Origin of the sequence: Allobosea psychrotolerans (genome assembly GCF_002917105.1) — a bacterium.
In the GTDB taxonomy this organism is placed as follows: Bacteria; Pseudomonadota; Alphaproteobacteria; order Rhizobiales; family Beijerinckiaceae; genus Allobosea; species Allobosea psychrotolerans.
Window position 1 is genome coordinate 305,726 of sequence record NZ_PQFZ01000005.1, and the last position, 15,955, is coordinate 321,680.

Consider the following 15,955-nt stretch of genomic DNA (forward strand, 5'->3'; position numbering starts at 1 on the left):
CGAGGCCCGGGGCGTTGCTTCCTGTGGCATTGCCACAGACGAGCCTCAAACCACCACTGTTTGCAAGAAAATAAAAATCCTTTGACAGCGTGATAGAAAAATTTCTTCATTGAGACATCGCCGGGAGTTCCGATGTCGCAGACGCTCCGCCAGAGATTGCAGGCCTGCCTCGCTGGGGGCTCCCGCGCCGACAAGGCGCTGGCGAGCTATATGCTGGCGCGGATGCCGAGCCTGCCTTTCGAGACGGCCGCGAGCCTGGCCGAGAAGGTTTCGCTGAGCGAGCCGACGGTCGGGCGCTTCTGCCGGACGCTCGGCTACAGGAGCCTGAAGGATCTCAAGGCGAGCCTGGCCGACGAGATCGGCGACAGCCCCTGGCTGATCAGCGACCGGCTGCGCGACTTCCAGGAGCGCAGCCGCGCCGGCGACGACCAGCTGGCGCGCAGCCTCGAGCTCGAGATCGCCGGCCTCGTCAGGCTCTACGAGCTTGCCCAGAGCGAGGAGTGGAAGCGCGTGGCGCGCCGGCTCGCCAGCGCGCCCAGGGTCTACATCACCGGCTTCCAGACCGAGCGGGGCCTGGCCCAATACCTCGCCAACCAGCTCCAGTACCTGCGCGACGGCGTGCATCTCGTCGACCTCGCCGCCGGCAATTTCTCCGAGCTCTTGCTCCCGGACGAGCCCGGGCGTTGCCTGGTGATCTTCGAGGCGCGGCGCTATTCGCGCATGGCAAAAGTGCTGGCGCGGGAAGCCAAGGCTGCCGGCATCGCCACCACGCTCGTCACCGATTCCTTCTGCGACTGGGGGCGCGGGCTGGTCGACGAGATGCTGGTCGTCTCGACCGAGTTCAACCTGTTCTGGGACTCGACCGCCCAGATGGCGAGCCTGAGCAACCTGATGATCAACGCCGTCTTCGTCGAGCTCGGCCCACAGGTCGAGCAGCGGCTGAACCGGATGGCCGAGCTCTATGGCCGCTTCACCGGCCATGTCGGCGACGCCACAGGCCCGCTCGACTGAGCGCCCTCGCCTTCCAAGCCTGCGCAGCATCTCACAACAAAAAGGGGAAACGGAATGAAGACGATGATGACACGCAGCCTGCTGGCCTTGAGCCTCGCGGGCTTGAGCCTGACAGGCCTGGCCGCGACCAGCGCGCAGGCGCAGGAGGCGACCTTCGTGATGACCGCGCGCCTCGTCGGCGCGCCGACCTACAACCCGACCAAGGCGACCAAGCTCAACACGGCGACGACGCTGATCTTCGACCGCCTCGTCGTGCAGGACGCCGACCAGAGCTTCCATGGCCAGCTCGCCGCCTCCTGGGAGGCCAGCCCCGACGGCATGCAATGGACCTTCAAGCTCAAGCCCGGCGTCAAGTTCCACAATGGCGAGCCGTTCAACGCCCGGACGATCGAATGGTGGGTGCCGCAGTTCAAGGGCACCGAGAACGCCTTCACCGTGGAGGCGATCGAGCGTGTCGAGGTCGTCGACGACCTGACCGTGCGCTTCCACATGAAGCACCCCGACCCGAACTTGCTGTTCAACCTCGCCACATCCTTCATGTGCATTCCCGAGCCCAAATCCTACACGGCGCTCGGCGACAAGTTCGGCGTGACCGAGGCCATCGGCACCGGCCCCTACAAGCTGCAGCAGTTCAGCGTCGGCCAGCAGACCGTGCTGGTGCGCAATGACGACTATGCCTGGGCCTCCGACCTCTCGGCCAATAAGGGGCCGGCCAAGTTCAAGAAGCTGACCTTCCGCGAGATCGCCGAGGAATCGACCGCCTATCTCGAATTGAAGACCGGCGGCGCCGACATGCTGGTCAATGTTCCCACCGACTTCCTGCCGCGCATCCAGGCCGACAAGGCGGTGAAGCTCGTCACCATTCCCGGCAACGAGCTGGTCTATATGCCGATCAACACCAGCGTCGAGCCGTTCACCGATGTCAGGCTGCGCGAGGCGACCGCCTTCGCCGTCAACCAGAAGGAGATCCTGACCAGCCTCTATGGCGGCAACGGTGCGGTCGCGGACACCTTCCTGATCTCCTCGCTGAAGGAGTCGCAGGTCGATCCCAAGTACAAGATCTCCTACGATCCCGAACGCTCGAAGAAACTGTTCGACGCAGCCGGCTGGAAGGCGGGTCCCGACGGCATCCGCGTCAAGGACGGCAAGCGCCTCGAGGTCAAGCTCTGGACCCAGAACGGCACCGAGTTCAAGCGCCTCGTCGAGATCGTCCAGGCCCAGCTCAAGGCGGTGGGCATGCAAGCCGATATCAGCATCATCGATGCCGGCTCGATCAACGCGCAGTACCGCAAGAAGACCGAGCACCAGCTCGCGATCCGCTCGTATCAGTGGACCAATGCCGACATCGTCGACTGGTTCTTCGCGGCCAAGCGCGCCGGCTACCCCAATGTCTCGATGTTCAACGACCCGGAAGCCGAGCGGCTGAACGACATCGCGATGAACAAGTCGAAGAGCTGGGAGGAGCGCGTCGCGAACTTCACGAAGTACCACGAGTATGTGCTGTCGCAGTACCCGTTCGCGCCGATCTACCAGCCGGCGCAGAGCCTGGCCTATGGCAAGCGCATCACCTTGCCCCAGGTGATCCGCGGCACCGGGCTCTACGGGCCGACCATGCTCGACATCGCTCCGGCGAACTGAAGCTGGCTGCGAACCGAGCCCGGTCCCGGCCGTAGAGGGGAGAGCGCCTTGCTGCATTTCGCGATCCGGCGGCTCGCCATGCTGGTGCCGGTGTTCCTCGCCGTCTCGCTGGTGATCTTCATGATCATCCATCTCGTGCCGGGCGATCCGCTGGAGCATCTGATCCAGGTCGGCTCCTCGCCCGAGCAGCGGGCGCAGATGATCGCCCGCTACGGCCTCGACCAGCCGCTCATCGTGCAGTACGGGCGCTGGCTCGCCAAGGTCGTCACGGGCGATCTTGGCGACGCCATCGTGATGCGCCAGCCGGTCGCGCGATTGATCGCGGAGAACATGCCCCACAGCCTGGCGCTGGGCGGCGCGGCGCTGATCTTCTCCACCACGGTGGGGATCGTCACCGGCGTGCTCGCCGCCTCCTTCCGCGACAGCCTGTTCGACCGGGCGGTGATGGGCTTCATCCTGCTCGGCTCGACGCTGCCGAGCTTCTGGCTGGCGCTGCTGATGATCCTGATGTTTGCCGTGCAGTTCGAATGGTTCCCGGTTTCCGGCGCGCGCAGCTGGGACGCGCTGGTCCTGCCGGCGCTGACCATCGGCATCGGCGGCACCGCGCTGATCGCCCGCGTCACCCGCGCCGCGATGATCGAGATCGCCGGCCGCGATTTCGTGCGCGTGCTCCACGCCAAGGGCCTGCCCTTCTGGCGCATCCAGCTGCGCCACGTGCTCCAGCAGGCGATGCTGCCGGTGATGACGATCCTGGGCCTGCGCATCGGCTGGATCCTCGGCGGCGCCGTCACCGTGGAATACGTCTTCGCCCGGCCGGGCCTCGGCTCGCTGCTGATCACCGCGCTCGGGCAGCGCGACTATCCGCTGGTGCAGGGCTGCCTCTTGATGCTCGCCATCGCGGTGATGCTCGGCACGCTGCTGGGCGATCTCGCCCAGGCGGCGCTCGATCCGCGCCTGCGCGAAGCCATGGGTGCGAGATGAGCCGGACTGAAAGCCCGCTTGGACGTTTCCTGAGCCCTCATCCTGAGGAGCGCTCCGCAGGAGCGCGTCTCGAAGGATGCTCCAGGAGGCTCCCGAACCATCTGGAGCATCCTTCGAGACGCCGCTGCGCGGCTCCTCAGGATGAGGGCTGGAGGTTCCAAGCAGGCTTCAAGATGAACGGGTGCAAGATGAGCCGTCCACGATGAGCCGTCCGTCTCTTGCCACCCGCCTCGCCCGCTCGCCGCGCGGCGCCATCTGCGCGCTGTTCCTGATCGCGCTCGTCTTCTGCGCCGTCTTCGCGCCGTGGATCGCGCCTTACGACTATGCCGCCCAACAGCTCTCGATCGCCAATACGCCGCCCTCACCGGCGCATTGGCTCGGCACCGACGAATTCGGGCGCGACCTGCTCTCGCGCATCATCCAGGGCGCGCGCACCTCGCTCAGCGTCAGCGTGTTCTCGATCGCGCTGTCGGTGGTCGCGGGGGCGACGCTCGGCGCCGCCGCCGGCTATTTCGGCGGCCTGTTCGACCGGGCCGTGACCGTCATCGTCGACCTGACCTGGTCGTTTCCCGAGATCCTGCTGGCGCTGATTCTGATCGCGATCCTGGGGCCGGGGCTGCACTCCACCGCGATCGCCATCGCGATCGCCTATCTCGCCCAGTTCACCCGATTGACGCGGGCGCAGGTGATGTCGCTCAAGGGCGAGCTCTTCGTCGATGCGGCAGTGGCGGCCGGCGCCCATCCCGGCCGCGTGCTCTTCCGCCATCTCCTGCCCAATGCGATGACGCCGGTCATCGTCGCCGGCATGCTGGCGACGGGCGACGCCATCGTGCTCGAGGCGACACTGGGCTTCTTCGGGCTCGGCGCGCAGCCGCCGGTGCCGAGCTGGGGGGCGATGATGAGCTCCGGCACGGCGCAGATCTTCATCGCGCCCTGGATCATCATCTTTCCCGGCCTCGTCATCGCCACGACCGTGATCGCGATCAACCTGTTCGGAGACGCGCTGATCGAGGCGCTCGATATCCGCGCCTCGCTGCGCGACGGCTGACGCGCCGCCCCACTCCACAAGAACCGCATCCAAGACAAACATCAGGGACCCCAGGGAACGCCATGAGCTTCACCGTGCTGACCGCCGAGTTCTCGCATGAGAGCAACACCTTCAGCCGCTGCCCGGCCGATTACGCCGCCTTCATGGATCGCGGCATCAGGCTGGGCGACGCCGCCATCGCCGAGCGCGGCGAGGCCAATACACCGATCGCCGGCTTCCTCGATATCGGCCGTCCGGCCGGCTGGCGGGTGGTCCATGCGATCAGCGCCGCCGCCCAGCCCTCGGGCCCGGTGACGCGCGATGCCTTCGACCGCATCGCCAATGTCATCGTCGAGGCGGCCAAGGCCCATGCCGGGGCGATCGACGGCGTGCTGCTCGGCCTGCACGGCGCGATGGTGACGGAGTTCTGCGAGGATGGCGAAGGCGAACTGCTCAGGCGGCTGCGCGCCGTGCTCGGCCCGAAAGTGCCGATCGGCGTCACGCTCGACCCCCATGCCAATGTCACCCGGGCGATGACGGAGCTCGCCGAGATCGTCGTCTCCTACAAGACCTATCCGCATGTCGATGTCCGCGAGACCGGGCGGCTGGCGGCCGGCATCCTGCAGCGCGCCATGGCGGGCGAGATCAGACCGGTGACGCTGCGCGCGGAGCGGCCGATGCTGGAGGAGGTCAATGGCGGGCGCACCGATATCGGCCCGATGGTCGCGCGCATCGCCAAGGCGAAGGCCTATGAGCAGGAACCGGGCGTCTTCGCCGTCAGCGTCAATGGCGGTTTCGGCAATGCCGATATCGCCGAGGTCGGCCCGACCGTGCTGGTCACCTGCCAGGGCGATCTCGCGCGCCATCGCGGCTTCGCCGAGGCGCTGGTCGACGACATGTGGCAGCGCCGCTTCGAGATGGTGACGCCCTTCCTCACTGTGGCAGAGGCGGTCGCGGAAGCGGCCGCCTATGTCGCGACATCGGGCCCGCTGATCATCGCCGATTACGCCGATAATCCCGGCGGCGGCGGCTATGGCGACGCGACCGGGCTTTTGAAAGCCATGATCGAAGCCGACCTGAAAGATGCCTGCTTCGGCCCGATCGTCGATCCCGAGGCCGCAGCCGAGCTGCACAAGGCGCAGCCGGGTGCGACGGTCTCGGTCAGGCTCGGCGGCAAGGTCGACCCCGAGATCGGCGGCGGGCCGCTTGCCCTCACCGGCACGCTCGTCAGCCTGAGCGCGGGCGACTATGTCGGCGACGGCCCGATGCTCGGCGGCCTGCATGCGAGCTGGGGGCCCTGCGCGGTGCTGCGCGTCGGCGATATCGAGATCCTGGTCACCACGATCCGGGCGCAGATGAACGACCTGCAGCAATTCCGCGCCTTCGGCATCGACCCCGCCGCCAAGCGCGTGGTGGCGCTGAAGTCGATGCAGCATTTCCGGGCCGCCTTCGAGCCGATCGCCGGCAAGGTCATCGTCTGCGACAGCGGCGCGCTGTGTACGCCGGACCTGACAAAACTGCCCTATCGCCGCGCCCGCCGGCCGATCTTCCCGCTCGATCGGGATTTTGCCGCTCGATAAATCACAGCCGGGTGGCCGGCGCCACTCCGGCCAGCTGTGCGCGCGCTTTCCTGTCGGCTCCACCGTGCCGACATCGAGGCAACCTCCGGACGGCCCGGGCGTTCCCCTTGCTAGCGATAACAAGGGACCATGATGGCGGTACAGATCCACATCACCAGCATGGAAATCTACCATGCCGCCAAGCAGCGCATCAGCGATCAGGAGGAAGCCGGCGAAGGCACGCCCGACAAGGCGGACCGTCTCGCCCTCGTCGAGGCCGCCGCACGATGGGACAGTGAACAGGGCGAATTTTCGAACCCTGTTGTCTGACGGCGGGCAAAACATGGCCGTTCGACCGGCGAACGGGACATTGGTGACGGAGGCGATGTGGCATCACCAGTTCGTCGCCGCGAACGGCAGGCTCGCCGCACGCTCCAGGCCGGGTCGTCCGGCATCCACATCTGCCCGGGCGTGAAGCGGCGCAAGGCCAGTCAGGCGGCGCTCGCCGGCCTCGCCAGGTTCTTGAGCGTTGCCTGCTCCCTGAACCATTCGCGGGCGCGTCTGGCCGGCATTCCACCCCAGCGTTCGCCGGCCGGAATGTTCCTCATGAATCCCGATGCCCCAGCCAGTTGAGCGCCCCGGCCGATGTGGAGATGCCCCGCGATGGCGCTTTGCCCTCCAACGGCGACGCCGTCGTCCAGGACGGTCGAGCCTGCGATGCCAACCTGGGCCGCGATCACACAGAGGCAACCGATCCGCACATTGTGAGCCACCTGCACCAGATTATCGATTTTGGTCCCGGCTCCGATGACCGTGTCCCGCCCGCTGCCGCGATCGACCGTCGTGTTCGCACCGATCTCGACGTCGTTCCCGATCAGGACGCGCCCAAGCTGCGGCACCTTCAGATGACCGGAAGCGCTGAGCGCAAACCCGAAGCCGTCCTGGCCGATGCGAGCCCCAGGATGGATGATCACACGGTCACCCATGTCGCAGTGTGCGATGGTGACGCCAGCGCCGATCGAACAATCCCGGCCGATCACGACACCGGCCCCGAGCACCGTATGGGCCCCGACCCTCGTGCCGTCCCCGACGACGGCTCCGTCTCCGATGACGACGCCGGGATCGAGGACCACCCCGACCCCGATCCGAGCGCGGGAATGGACGAAACATCCGAAGGCCGTGCCGACCTGGCCCAGAACGGTCTCGGGCCGAAGCGCCTCCGGGTGAAGCCGGGCGAGCAGCTTGGCATAGGCCAGGTGCGGATCCCGGACGACGATGGCCACGGTTCCGGGCGGGACCATATCGGCGAAGCGTTCCATGATGACGCAGGCGCCCGCCAGGGTGCCCCGCAGCGCCTCCGCATGCCGGCCGTGATCCATATAGGCCACATGCCACGGTTCTGCCGTGTGGAGGCTCGCTCCTCCGCTCAGCCGAACCGCAGGATCGGCGGATGCCGGAAGCGAAGCCCCCGCTTCTTCCGCGAGTTCGGCCAAAGTTATTCCACGTGCCTCGGAAACTTGGATCGCGGTCATGATCGCCTTCCAGTAGTTCGGTTTTGGGTCGATGCCGCGGCTGTGAAGATTACCAAGCCCACTCGCGGATGGCGGATTCTGCAAAGCGCGCTACCGGTTCTGTGGGATGACCCGCATCGCTTGCGAGTTGCGCCGTGCATTGCGACGTTCGATTGTTTGAAGCGTGTCCAACCGAAGGCCTTATATTTCGAAACGTCAATGCGAGGACAGATTGCGAAATGCGGGCGCCGAGATTGCGGTGGTGACATCGAACCGCGTGCGGGACCAACCGCGGCCTCGCGACTGGACCGTGCATGCAGCCTGAAGGCTTGCGCCGCACACAGCGTCCCTGGAGCCGGGTGGCGTCGAGCATCACCAACCTGCCATGGCCATCCTCAGGTTTTGCAGAACTCCCGGCACACGACCCCTGACAGGCCCCAGATTCGGGTTGCAAACATAGGCCCGGGAGCGAGATACCGGCTGACAATGCGCGGCCGTCCCTCCCCAAGGGCGTTCTTTCGCGTATGCTCGACAGACAAGAATCCTGATGGGTTTGGAGCCCGAACGTCATTTCCAGCTTTCGCTTCGTTCACTGCGCGGACCTGCATATCGATGCGCCGCTCAAGTCCCTGGCGCTGCGAAACCCCGAGCTCGCGGAGCTGGTCGCGAACGCCACGCGAAAAGCGTTTGTCGCAATCGTAGATCTCTGCCTGGACGAGAGGGTCGACGCCCTGCTGATTTCGGGCGATCTCTACGATGGCGACCAGACCTCGATGAAGACCGCCGGCTTCATCGCCGGACAGCTGCGCCGCCTGGATGAAGCGGGCATCCGCACTTTCGGCATCCGCGGCAACCATGATGCCATGTCCCGGATCACGGCGGAGCTCGTCTTTCCCGACAGCGTGACATTCTTCAAGGGCTCCGCCGGGGCGATTTCCCTGCCCGGTCAAACAGGCCGCCGGGACGTCGTCATTCACGGCATCAGCTTCCCGCGGCCGCACGCCCTCGAGAGCCTCCTGCCGAAGTTCAAGCCGCCGGTCGACGGCGCGATCAATATCGGGCTGCTGCACACCAGCCTTGCCGGCGCCGAAGGCCATGATCGCTATGCCCCCTGCAACGTCGCCGACCTCGCCGCGGCCGGTTTCGACTATTGGGCGCTCGGCCATGTTCACAAGCGCCAGATCCATCTCGACAGGCCCGCCATCGTCATGCCCGGCATCCCGCAGGGCCGCGACATCAACGAGAGCGGCGCGAAATCGGTCAGCCTCGTCACGGTCAACGAGGACGGCACCATCGAGATCGAAGAGCACCGCACCAGCACGGCTCAGTTCGAGCGTGTCATGGTGGACCTGTCCGGCGTCGAGGACTGGTCGGATGCGATGCGCGTTATCGGTCGCAAACTGGCGGCTGAGTGCGAAGCCGCGGCATCCGATCATCTGATCGCTCGCATCCTGCTCACCGGCGCAACGCCCCTCAGCTGGCGCTTGCGCCGGGACACCGAGATGCTGCTCGCCGAGGCCGAGCAGCAGGCCGCGATCATCGGCAAGACCTGGATCGAAAAGATCAGCTCCGACTGTTCCGAGCCTCTCGGAGCCGCGGCAGACAACGCCAGCGCCGTCGCGGAGCTGTCGCAGCTCATCGCCAGCGACGTCCTGAAATCCGATGCCTACCGGCTTCAGGCCAGCGAGATCGTCGCGGAGCTTCGAGGCGCATTGCCTCGCGAGCTTCACAGGATTTTTGGAGAGGATGAGGCCAGCTTCGAGAAGGCCGTCGCGCAATTGACCCGTGATGGCGCGCTCGACGTCATCGCCCATCTGCATGAAGCCGATGGGGAGCCGCGCGCCTGATGCGGATCCGGCGCCTCGATCTCACGCGTTTCGGTCGCTTCACCGACCATATCATCGACTTCGGCAGCCCCGAGGATGGCAAGCCCGACTTCCACCTGATCGTCGGCAGCAATGAGGCTGGCAAATCGACGCTCACGGCCGCGATTGTCGACCTGTTCTTCGGCATTGGTCAGCGCTCGCCCTACGACTTCCTCCACGGCTACGACACCATGCAGCTCGGTGCAGCTCTCGACCTTCCCAGCGGCACGCGAGAGGTGGTGCGCGTCAAACGAGGGGCCAGGCTCCGGGATGCGAGCGGCCAGGCCATCGATGAGGGCGTGCTGACCGCGGGCCTCTCCGGCATCAACCGCGAAGCCTATCGGATGATGTTCTGTCTCGATGAGGAGACGCTGCGCCTCGGCGGCGAGAGCATCCTCGCCAGCCAGGGTGAGCTCGGCCAGTTGCTCTTCTCCGCCAGCGCCGGCCTGGCTGCCTTCGGCTCGACCCTCACCAGGTTGCAGGAGACCGCGGATGCCTTTCACAAGGCGCGCGCCCGCTCGACCGAACTCTTGAGCTTCAAGACCAGGCTCGACGTGCTGAAAGCCAGGAAGGACGAGATCAACGTCCTTGCCACCACCCATGCCCAGCTTGTCCAGGATAGGGACGACGCCGCGGCAAAATACGAAACCTCGCTGGCCGAGCGCGGCAAGTCGAAGCTCCGCCTGGACGAGATCAACCGCTACCTTTCCGCCTTGCCTGATCTGGCAGCCGTCAGGGCCCTTCGCCAGGACCTGTCGACCCTGGCCGAGGTCCCACAGCCGCCGGCCGGCTGGGCTGAACGCCTGCCGGAGCTGATCACCGCCGATGGCCGCCTCAAGGCCGCCTCCGAGATCGCCGCGGCCAGAGTAGAGCAGATCCGCGGGGAGCGGGATGGCATTCAGGTCGAGTCGTCCGTCATCGCGGCAGGCCCCGCAATCGACGCCCTGCATACCGGCGAGGCGCGCTACGTCGCGGCACTCGACATCCCGAAGCGGCAATCCGAACTCGCCGCCATGACCGGCAACCTCAGGAAGGTCGCGGAACGGCTCGATCGACCGGATGCTGACCCATCGAAACTGGTGCTCTCGGCCTCGCTGGTCGGAAAGCTCCGCGGCTTGATCGATCGGCGATCGGGCATCCGCGAAAGGCTGCAGTCCGCCAGGAGAGAACATGCCCGTGCCAGCGAGGCGGATGCAGCGGCAAGACAGGTCCTTGAAGGGTTCGGCCCGGCCAAGGCCGATGAGGCGTCGGTGGCGCGGCTGCAGCTCGTTCTCGACCAGGCGCGGGCGAGCGACCATGTCGCCCGCGAACGATCGGCGCGCCGCATCGTCGCCGACCTCAGAGAAAAGCTTGCAGACCAGCTCCCGCAGCTCAGCCCGTGGTCCGGCGAAATCGATCAGCTCAACGCGGTCAGGGTGCCGACGGCAGATCAGATCGAAGACTGGCGCGGCCGGGCTGAAACGATCCGCCAGGCCCTGGTCACGCACGGCTCTGACATTGAAAACCTGACCAACACCGCAATCGAGCTCTCCGCGAAAATCGACGCGATCAAAACCGCGACCGGGCTGGTCGACGATACGGCGGCCCTCGCATCCCGGGCCAGGCGCGACGACGCCTGGCTCAGCCATCGCCGGGCCATGGACCATGCCACGGCCGAAGCCTTCGAGAGCGCGTTGCGGCAGGACGACGCGATCACCGATGCGCAGCTTCGCCAGACAAGCCAGGCTGCCGAGCTGCGGCAGGCAATCCAGGCGATGGCGACAGCCTCCGCCAAGCTGAAGCGGGTCGAGGACCTCCAGCGCCAGGCGCTCGACTTGAAGATGGTTCTGGACCGCGAGACGGCAGGCGCGCTCAGCGCGATCGGGCTGCCGGCCGAGATGCGCCTGAGCGAACTCGAACGTTGGCTGTCGCGTCGCCTGTCGGTCCTCGACATCAATGCCAGCCTCAAATCGGCATCGACCGATCTTCGTGCGGCCCAAGATGATGCCGCCGCCCAGATCGAGCGGCTGACATCCGCCTTGAAGGCTGCTGGAATCGCGTCGCCCGACGCCGCCTTCGACAGCCTTCTCGTCAGCCTGCAGGCCATCGTCGAGCAGCGGAAGAAGCACGGTTCCGATCTCGCCAACGCGGCAAGGGCCGCAGAAACCCATGCGACTGAGCTCGGCGCCCGCAAGCGAGATCTCGCCGAGGCGCAAGCCGCCGATGACGAATGGCAACGGGATTGGAGCACGGCCGTCGGGTCCTGCTGGCTCGGTGAAGTGCCCTCCCCGCCCGGACCTGACGAGATCAATCAGATCCTGTCCCTGCTTGCGGAGATTCCGCCTCTGGAGGTCGAACGCGAAAGCCTCAGCCACCGCATCGAGGCCATGAAGCGAGACCAGGAGCAGTTCGTCCACGCCGTGCAGGCGATCGCCGGCACGCTTGGCCTCGCAGACGACGATCCTCTTGAACTCGCCTCGGACCTGCGCCGGCGCGTTGAGCTCGCGCGGCTGAACGACCAAAGGCGCCGCAGCAAGCAAGCCGACCTCGACCAGGCCGAGATCGTGCAGCGCGAGGCCATGGAAAGGATCGCGCTGCATGAAGCCGAGGCATCGACCCTGACCGCTTTCTTCGGCGTCGGTTCGCTGCTCGAGGTCAGCGCCATGATCGACCGGGCCAACCGTCGCTCCGACCTCGAGCGCCAGCTGAAACTCCTGGGCGAGCGCGTGACTGCAGCTTGTCGATCCCAATCGCTGGACGCCGCTGAAGCGATCCTGGCCGAGCTCGATCAATCACAGCTTGAAACCGAGGCAGCCACGCTCACAGCGCGGCTCGAAGGGCAGGATCGTGAAGCTCACGACCTTCACGCGCGGCACATGCAGGCTGATCGCGCGCTCGCGGCGATCGGTGGCGATGATGCTGTCGCGCGGCTCGACGAGGAGCGCCGGACATTGCTTGTCGAGCTCGAAGAGAAGGCCATCACCTTCGCGCGCCGGAAATTGGGCATCGCGGCCGCCCACCAGGCGCTTCAGATCTATCGCGAGACGCACCGAACCTCGATGCTGCAATGCGCCTCGGAGGCTTTCCAGACGATCACCAAGGGCGCCTATTCCGGCCTCAAGACCCAGCCCAGCGGCGACAAGGAAATCCTCCTGGGCGTCATGGCCGCGGGCGGCTCGAAACTCGCCACGGACATGTCGACCGGCACGCGGGCGCAACTCTATCTGGCGCTGCGCATCGCCGGCTATCACGAGTTCGCCAAGACCCGCCCTTCGCTGCCGTTCATCGCAGACGACATCCTCGAGACCTTCGACGATTTCCGCTCCGAAGAGGCCTGCCGTCTCCTCGCCGAGATGGCTGGAACCGGGCAGGTTATCGTGGCGACGCATCACCGCCACCTGATCGGCATCGCCCGCGGGATTTGCCCCGCCATCACCGTGCACGAATTGCCTGCGTGAGGGAGAAGCGAGCAGGAGGCGTCTCGGCATCGGCAAGTCAGCGACCCGGAAGCGCTTCTGCGCTTCTCTGAAGCGCGAAAATGCTCTACATCCTTGTTTTATATGACTTTCTTTGCGCGCAGCGGAGTCCACCTCGCTCGAGAATGCTCTGGCAGGCTGCTGAAGACACCAGTTGCGTGCGGCTCATGACGAGCCTGCCGCGTTGTGAGCGATCGCGGCCCGCGCCTTCGCATATCGGGCAAGGCCGATCTTGATGGCGACCAGCATGGGGGCTGCGACCACGAACAGCAGGGCGACTGCGTTGAACGCAGTGTCGAAGGCGATCACGGTGGACTGAGCTGCCACGGCGCGGCCCAGAAGGCTCGTCGCTGCCCGGCTCGCCACTGCGGCATCCATGCCCTTCGCCGTCAACATCGCTGCCATGGCCGACAACCGCTCGCTGACGGCAGGCTTTCCCGCAGCGACATTGGCGCCGAGCACCGCGACATTGGCGACGGTGTGGTGGTCGATCAGCGTCTGGAGAGCCGCGATCCCCATCAGGCCGCCGAGCTGGCGGCCGGTATTGAAAAGCCCGATTCCGCCGGCGAGCTTGCGCGCGTCGAGAGCGCTGAACGCGATCAGCGTGATCGAAAGGAACAGGAGGCCGAGACCCAGGCCGCGCAACAGCACTCCGGCCATCATATCGTCCGCTCCGCTCTCGCTGGTCGAACCGGACAGCATCCACATCGCGGCCATGAGGGTCAGGATGCCGAAGGGCACGGTCGCGAATGGCGGCAGATGGCGGAAGCGCACAAGAAGAGCGACAAGAAGGAGCGCACCGACGAAAGGCACAGCGCTCGGCAAGAGGAGGCGCCCGGCCTCGGTCGGCGTGAACGCGAGAACGGACACCGCGAACGACGGAATCAGGAATGCGCTGCCCGATAGTGCGGCGCCCGCGACGAAGCTGACGACGAAGGCGAAGGAAAAAGCATTCGGGCCGAACACGGTGAAGTCGAGCAGGCCCCGGCCCCTGGCCATCGCCTGCTGGCCGAGAAAGCCCAGCAGGGCGGCCGCGCCGATCACCGTCAGCCACAGAATGCGCGGCTCCTCGAACCAGTCCCACCGGCTGCCCTGCGTGAAGACGTAGCTGAGGCAGAAAAACGCGACCGAGATCAGCGAAAAGCCGATCCAGTCGAACGGGCTGGGCGCGCCCTTGGCGGGCATCGGGCCCTCCGCCATCAGCAGAAACCCTGCGGCCATGAGGGCCAGCGGCGCGATGCCGAAGAAGATCCAGGTCCAGGATTGCGCGTCGAGCAGCCAGCCCTGAAGCGCCGGAGCGAGTGTCCCGGGCGCAACGACGGCTCCCATCGCGAACAGCGCCTGGAGCAGAGGCTGGTGCGAGCGCGGGAAGCGCAGAAACAGGATCGCCTGGCCAGCGACGAGCAGGGTGCCGCCGGAGGCACCCTGGACGGCCCGAAGCGCGATCAGCAGGTCGAGCCGGGCCGTCATGGCGGCGATCCCGGACGCCAGGCCCATGGCCAGGGTCGCGGCGACGAGCACGCTGCGCGGGTCGAGGCGGCGCATCAGCCAGGGCGCGGTCATGAAGCCGATGAGCTTGAGCGCGGTATATCCGACGTCGAGCCAGGCGAACTCGTCGGGAGTCGCGGAGATGTCGCCGATGATGTCGCCGCGCCCGAGCGACAGGACGGTGCCGGCGATCGCCTCGGTCAAGGCGGCGAGCACGATGCCGGTGACGAGAAGGGCGCCGGCCGCAGTGCTGCCGCGGCCCGGCACGGCGGTGGCGGCCATGGTCATGAGCGGCCTCCGGGAGCGATCTCGACACGCGCGGACAGGCCGGGCACGAGGCGGCCGGGCAAGGGAGTGCCGACGAACCGGATCTTCACCGGAACGCGCTGGACGACGCGGACGAAATTCCCCGTCGCATTGTCGGCCGGGAGCAGGCTGAAGGCGGAGCCGCTGCCGGGTGCGAAGCTGTCGACCACGCCCTGGAGGGCCGCGCTCGGATAGCCGTCGACGGTGATGCGGACGTGCTGGCCGGGCCTGATCTGCTCGAGCTGGGTTTCCTTGAAATTCGCCACGACCCAGACGCCGTCGACGGGAACGATGTCGAGCAGCGAGCCTCCCGGCGCGACCAGCCGGCCGATCCGGACCTGGCGGTTGCCGACGATGCCTGCGACGGGCGCGCGCACGACGGTGCTGTCGAGGTCGATCTGGGACAGATCGCGCGCTGCCCGCGCCTGCGCCACGGCGGCAATGGCGGCTTCGCGCTGCGTGGCCAGGACGGCGATGCGCTGCTGCTGCGCCTCGATCGTCGCCGAGGCCGCCGACAGATTCGCTTCGGCCCGCGAGCGCGCGGCGTCGCTTTCGTCGAGCAGGGCCTGGCTCACCGCATTGCTGCGAATGAGCTCGCGACGCCGGCCCTGCGACCGTGTCGCGAGGGTCAGCTCGGCGATCGCTGCCTGCTTCTGGGCTTCGGCCTGCCTGACCAAAGCGTGCTGGAGCCTGGTTTCGGCGTCGACATTGGTGACGCGCGCCTGCGCGGCCTCGAGGTTGGCGACGGCCTGCGCGAGCTTCGCACGATAGTCGGCATCATCGATCCGGAACAGGATGTCGCCCGCCTGGACGGCCTGATTGTCCTCGATCTCGACCGCCGTGACATAACCGGCGATCTTCGGCGCAAGCGAGGTCAGGTCCCCGCGGAGATAGGCATTGTCGGTCGCCTCGCCACCGGAACGGGCTCTGGCCCATCCGGCGGCCCCAGCCGCCACGGCGCCCAGGCACAGCAGCAGCCCGATCAGCTTTCTCTTGCCCGGCCGCGCTGCCGGGGCGGTGCTCCCCGGGCCTTCGCCTTTGACGGCGATGCTCTTCTCTTCCAAGGCGTCCATGGTCCCATTCCCGTTGAATGCCGATGACTGCGATCAGCGCC

The 15,955-nt window shown here is 66.6% G+C and carries 11 protein-coding genes; 8 read left to right on the forward strand and 3 right to left on the reverse strand.

All coding sequences use genetic code 11. From position 1 onward, the window contains the following. The first annotated feature begins 132 nt into the window (after positions 1 to 132). From CYD53_RS11490 to CYD53_RS30240, 6 genes are all read left to right on the forward strand, one after another. Positions 133 to 1,011: a MurR/RpiR family transcriptional regulator gene (locus tag CYD53_RS11490; RefSeq protein ID WP_103718218.1), complete on the forward strand. Its 879-nt coding sequence runs from the start codon at positions 133 to 135 to the stop codon at positions 1,009 to 1,011. Between the two features lie 54 nt (positions 1,012 to 1,065). Then, the gene (locus CYD53_RS11495) at positions 1,066 to 2,649 is read left to right on the forward strand and encodes an ABC transporter substrate-binding protein (RefSeq protein WP_245928194.1); all 1,584 of its coding nucleotides are present in this window, start codon (positions 1,066 to 1,068) and stop codon (positions 2,647 to 2,649) included. Positions 2,650 to 2,697: 48 nt separating this feature from the next. After that, complete coding sequence (locus CYD53_RS11500; RefSeq protein WP_103718219.1) at positions 2,698 to 3,630, forward strand: ABC transporter permease; 933 nt, start codon at positions 2,698 to 2,700, stop codon at positions 3,628 to 3,630. Positions 3,631 to 3,832: 202 nt separating this feature from the next. Beyond that, on the forward strand, positions 3,833 to 4,678 hold the full coding sequence (locus CYD53_RS11505) for an ABC transporter permease (RefSeq protein ID WP_103718220.1): 846 nt from the start codon (positions 3,833 to 3,835) through the stop codon (positions 4,676 to 4,678). Between the two features lie 62 nt (positions 4,679 to 4,740). Then, the gene (locus tag CYD53_RS11510; protein ID WP_103718221.1) at positions 4,741 to 6,237 is read left to right on the forward strand and encodes a M81 family metallopeptidase; all 1,497 of its coding nucleotides are present in this window, start codon (positions 4,741 to 4,743) and stop codon (positions 6,235 to 6,237) included. A 132-nt stretch (positions 6,238 to 6,369) separates the two neighbouring features. Beyond that, positions 6,370 to 6,546 carry a hypothetical protein gene (locus CYD53_RS30240; protein WP_181011822.1) on the forward strand — a complete coding sequence of 59 codons (177 nt, stop codon included), beginning with the start codon at positions 6,370 to 6,372 and terminating at the stop codon, positions 6,544 to 6,546. A gap of 161 nt (positions 6,547 to 6,707) precedes the next feature. On the opposite strand, the gene lpxD is transcribed toward CYD53_RS30240, so the two are convergent. Next, complete coding sequence (lpxD, locus tag CYD53_RS11520) at positions 6,708 to 7,751, reverse strand: UDP-3-O-(3-hydroxymyristoyl)glucosamine N-acyltransferase (RefSeq protein WP_425428286.1); 1,044 nt, start codon at positions 7,749 to 7,751, stop codon at positions 6,708 to 6,710. Between the two features lie 611 nt (positions 7,752 to 8,362). Here lpxD and CYD53_RS11525 point away from each other — a divergent pair. Further along, entirely contained in the window at positions 8,363 to 9,574 is a 1,212-nt protein-coding gene (locus tag CYD53_RS11525; protein ID WP_342751698.1) for a metallophosphoesterase family protein, read from the forward strand. Beyond that, on the forward strand, positions 9,574 to 13,029 hold the full coding sequence (locus CYD53_RS11530; RefSeq protein ID WP_103718225.1) for an AAA family ATPase: 3,456 nt from the start codon (positions 9,574 to 9,576) through the stop codon (positions 13,027 to 13,029). Before CYD53_RS11525 ends, CYD53_RS11530 begins: the two co-directional genes overlap by 1 nt. A gap of 183 nt (positions 13,030 to 13,212) precedes the next feature. Here the strand turns inward: CYD53_RS11530 and CYD53_RS11535 are convergent, their stop codons facing one another. Continuing rightward, positions 13,213 to 14,823 carry an MFS transporter gene (locus CYD53_RS11535; protein ID WP_103718226.1) on the reverse strand — a complete coding sequence of 537 codons (1,611 nt, stop codon included), beginning with the start codon at positions 14,821 to 14,823 and terminating at the stop codon, positions 13,213 to 13,215. Continuing rightward, positions 14,820 to 15,914 (reverse strand): HlyD family secretion protein, encoded by a 1,095-nt coding sequence (locus CYD53_RS11540; protein WP_103718227.1) that lies wholly within the window; start codon positions 15,912 to 15,914, stop codon positions 14,820 to 14,822. Before CYD53_RS11540 ends, CYD53_RS11535 begins: the two co-directional genes overlap by 4 nt. Positions 15,915 to 15,955 lie beyond the last annotated feature (41 nt).

Coding starts and splice junctions, on each gene's coding strand:
- CYD53_RS11540 (WP_103718227.1), bottom strand. CDS start 15,914: ATGGACGCCTTGGAAGAGAAGAGCATCGCCGTCAAAGGCGAAGGCCCG.
- CYD53_RS11490 (WP_103718218.1), top strand. CDS start 133: ATGTCGCAGACGCTCCGCCAGAGATTGCAGGCCTGCCTCGCTGGGGGC.
- CYD53_RS11535 (WP_103718226.1), bottom strand. CDS start 14,823: ATGACCATGGCCGCCACCGCCGTGCCGGGCCGCGGCAGCACTGCGGCC.
- CYD53_RS11505 (WP_103718220.1), top strand. CDS start 3,833: ATGAGCCGTCCGTCTCTTGCCACCCGCCTCGCCCGCTCGCCGCGCGGC.
- CYD53_RS11495 (WP_245928194.1), top strand. CDS start 1,066: ATGAAGACGATGATGACACGCAGCCTGCTGGCCTTGAGCCTCGCGGGC.
- CYD53_RS11530 (WP_103718225.1), top strand. CDS start 9,574: ATGCGGATCCGGCGCCTCGATCTCACGCGTTTCGGTCGCTTCACCGAC.
- CYD53_RS30240 (WP_181011822.1), top strand. CDS start 6,370: ATGGCGGTACAGATCCACATCACCAGCATGGAAATCTACCATGCCGCC.
- CYD53_RS11510 (WP_103718221.1), top strand. CDS start 4,741: ATGAGCTTCACCGTGCTGACCGCCGAGTTCTCGCATGAGAGCAACACC.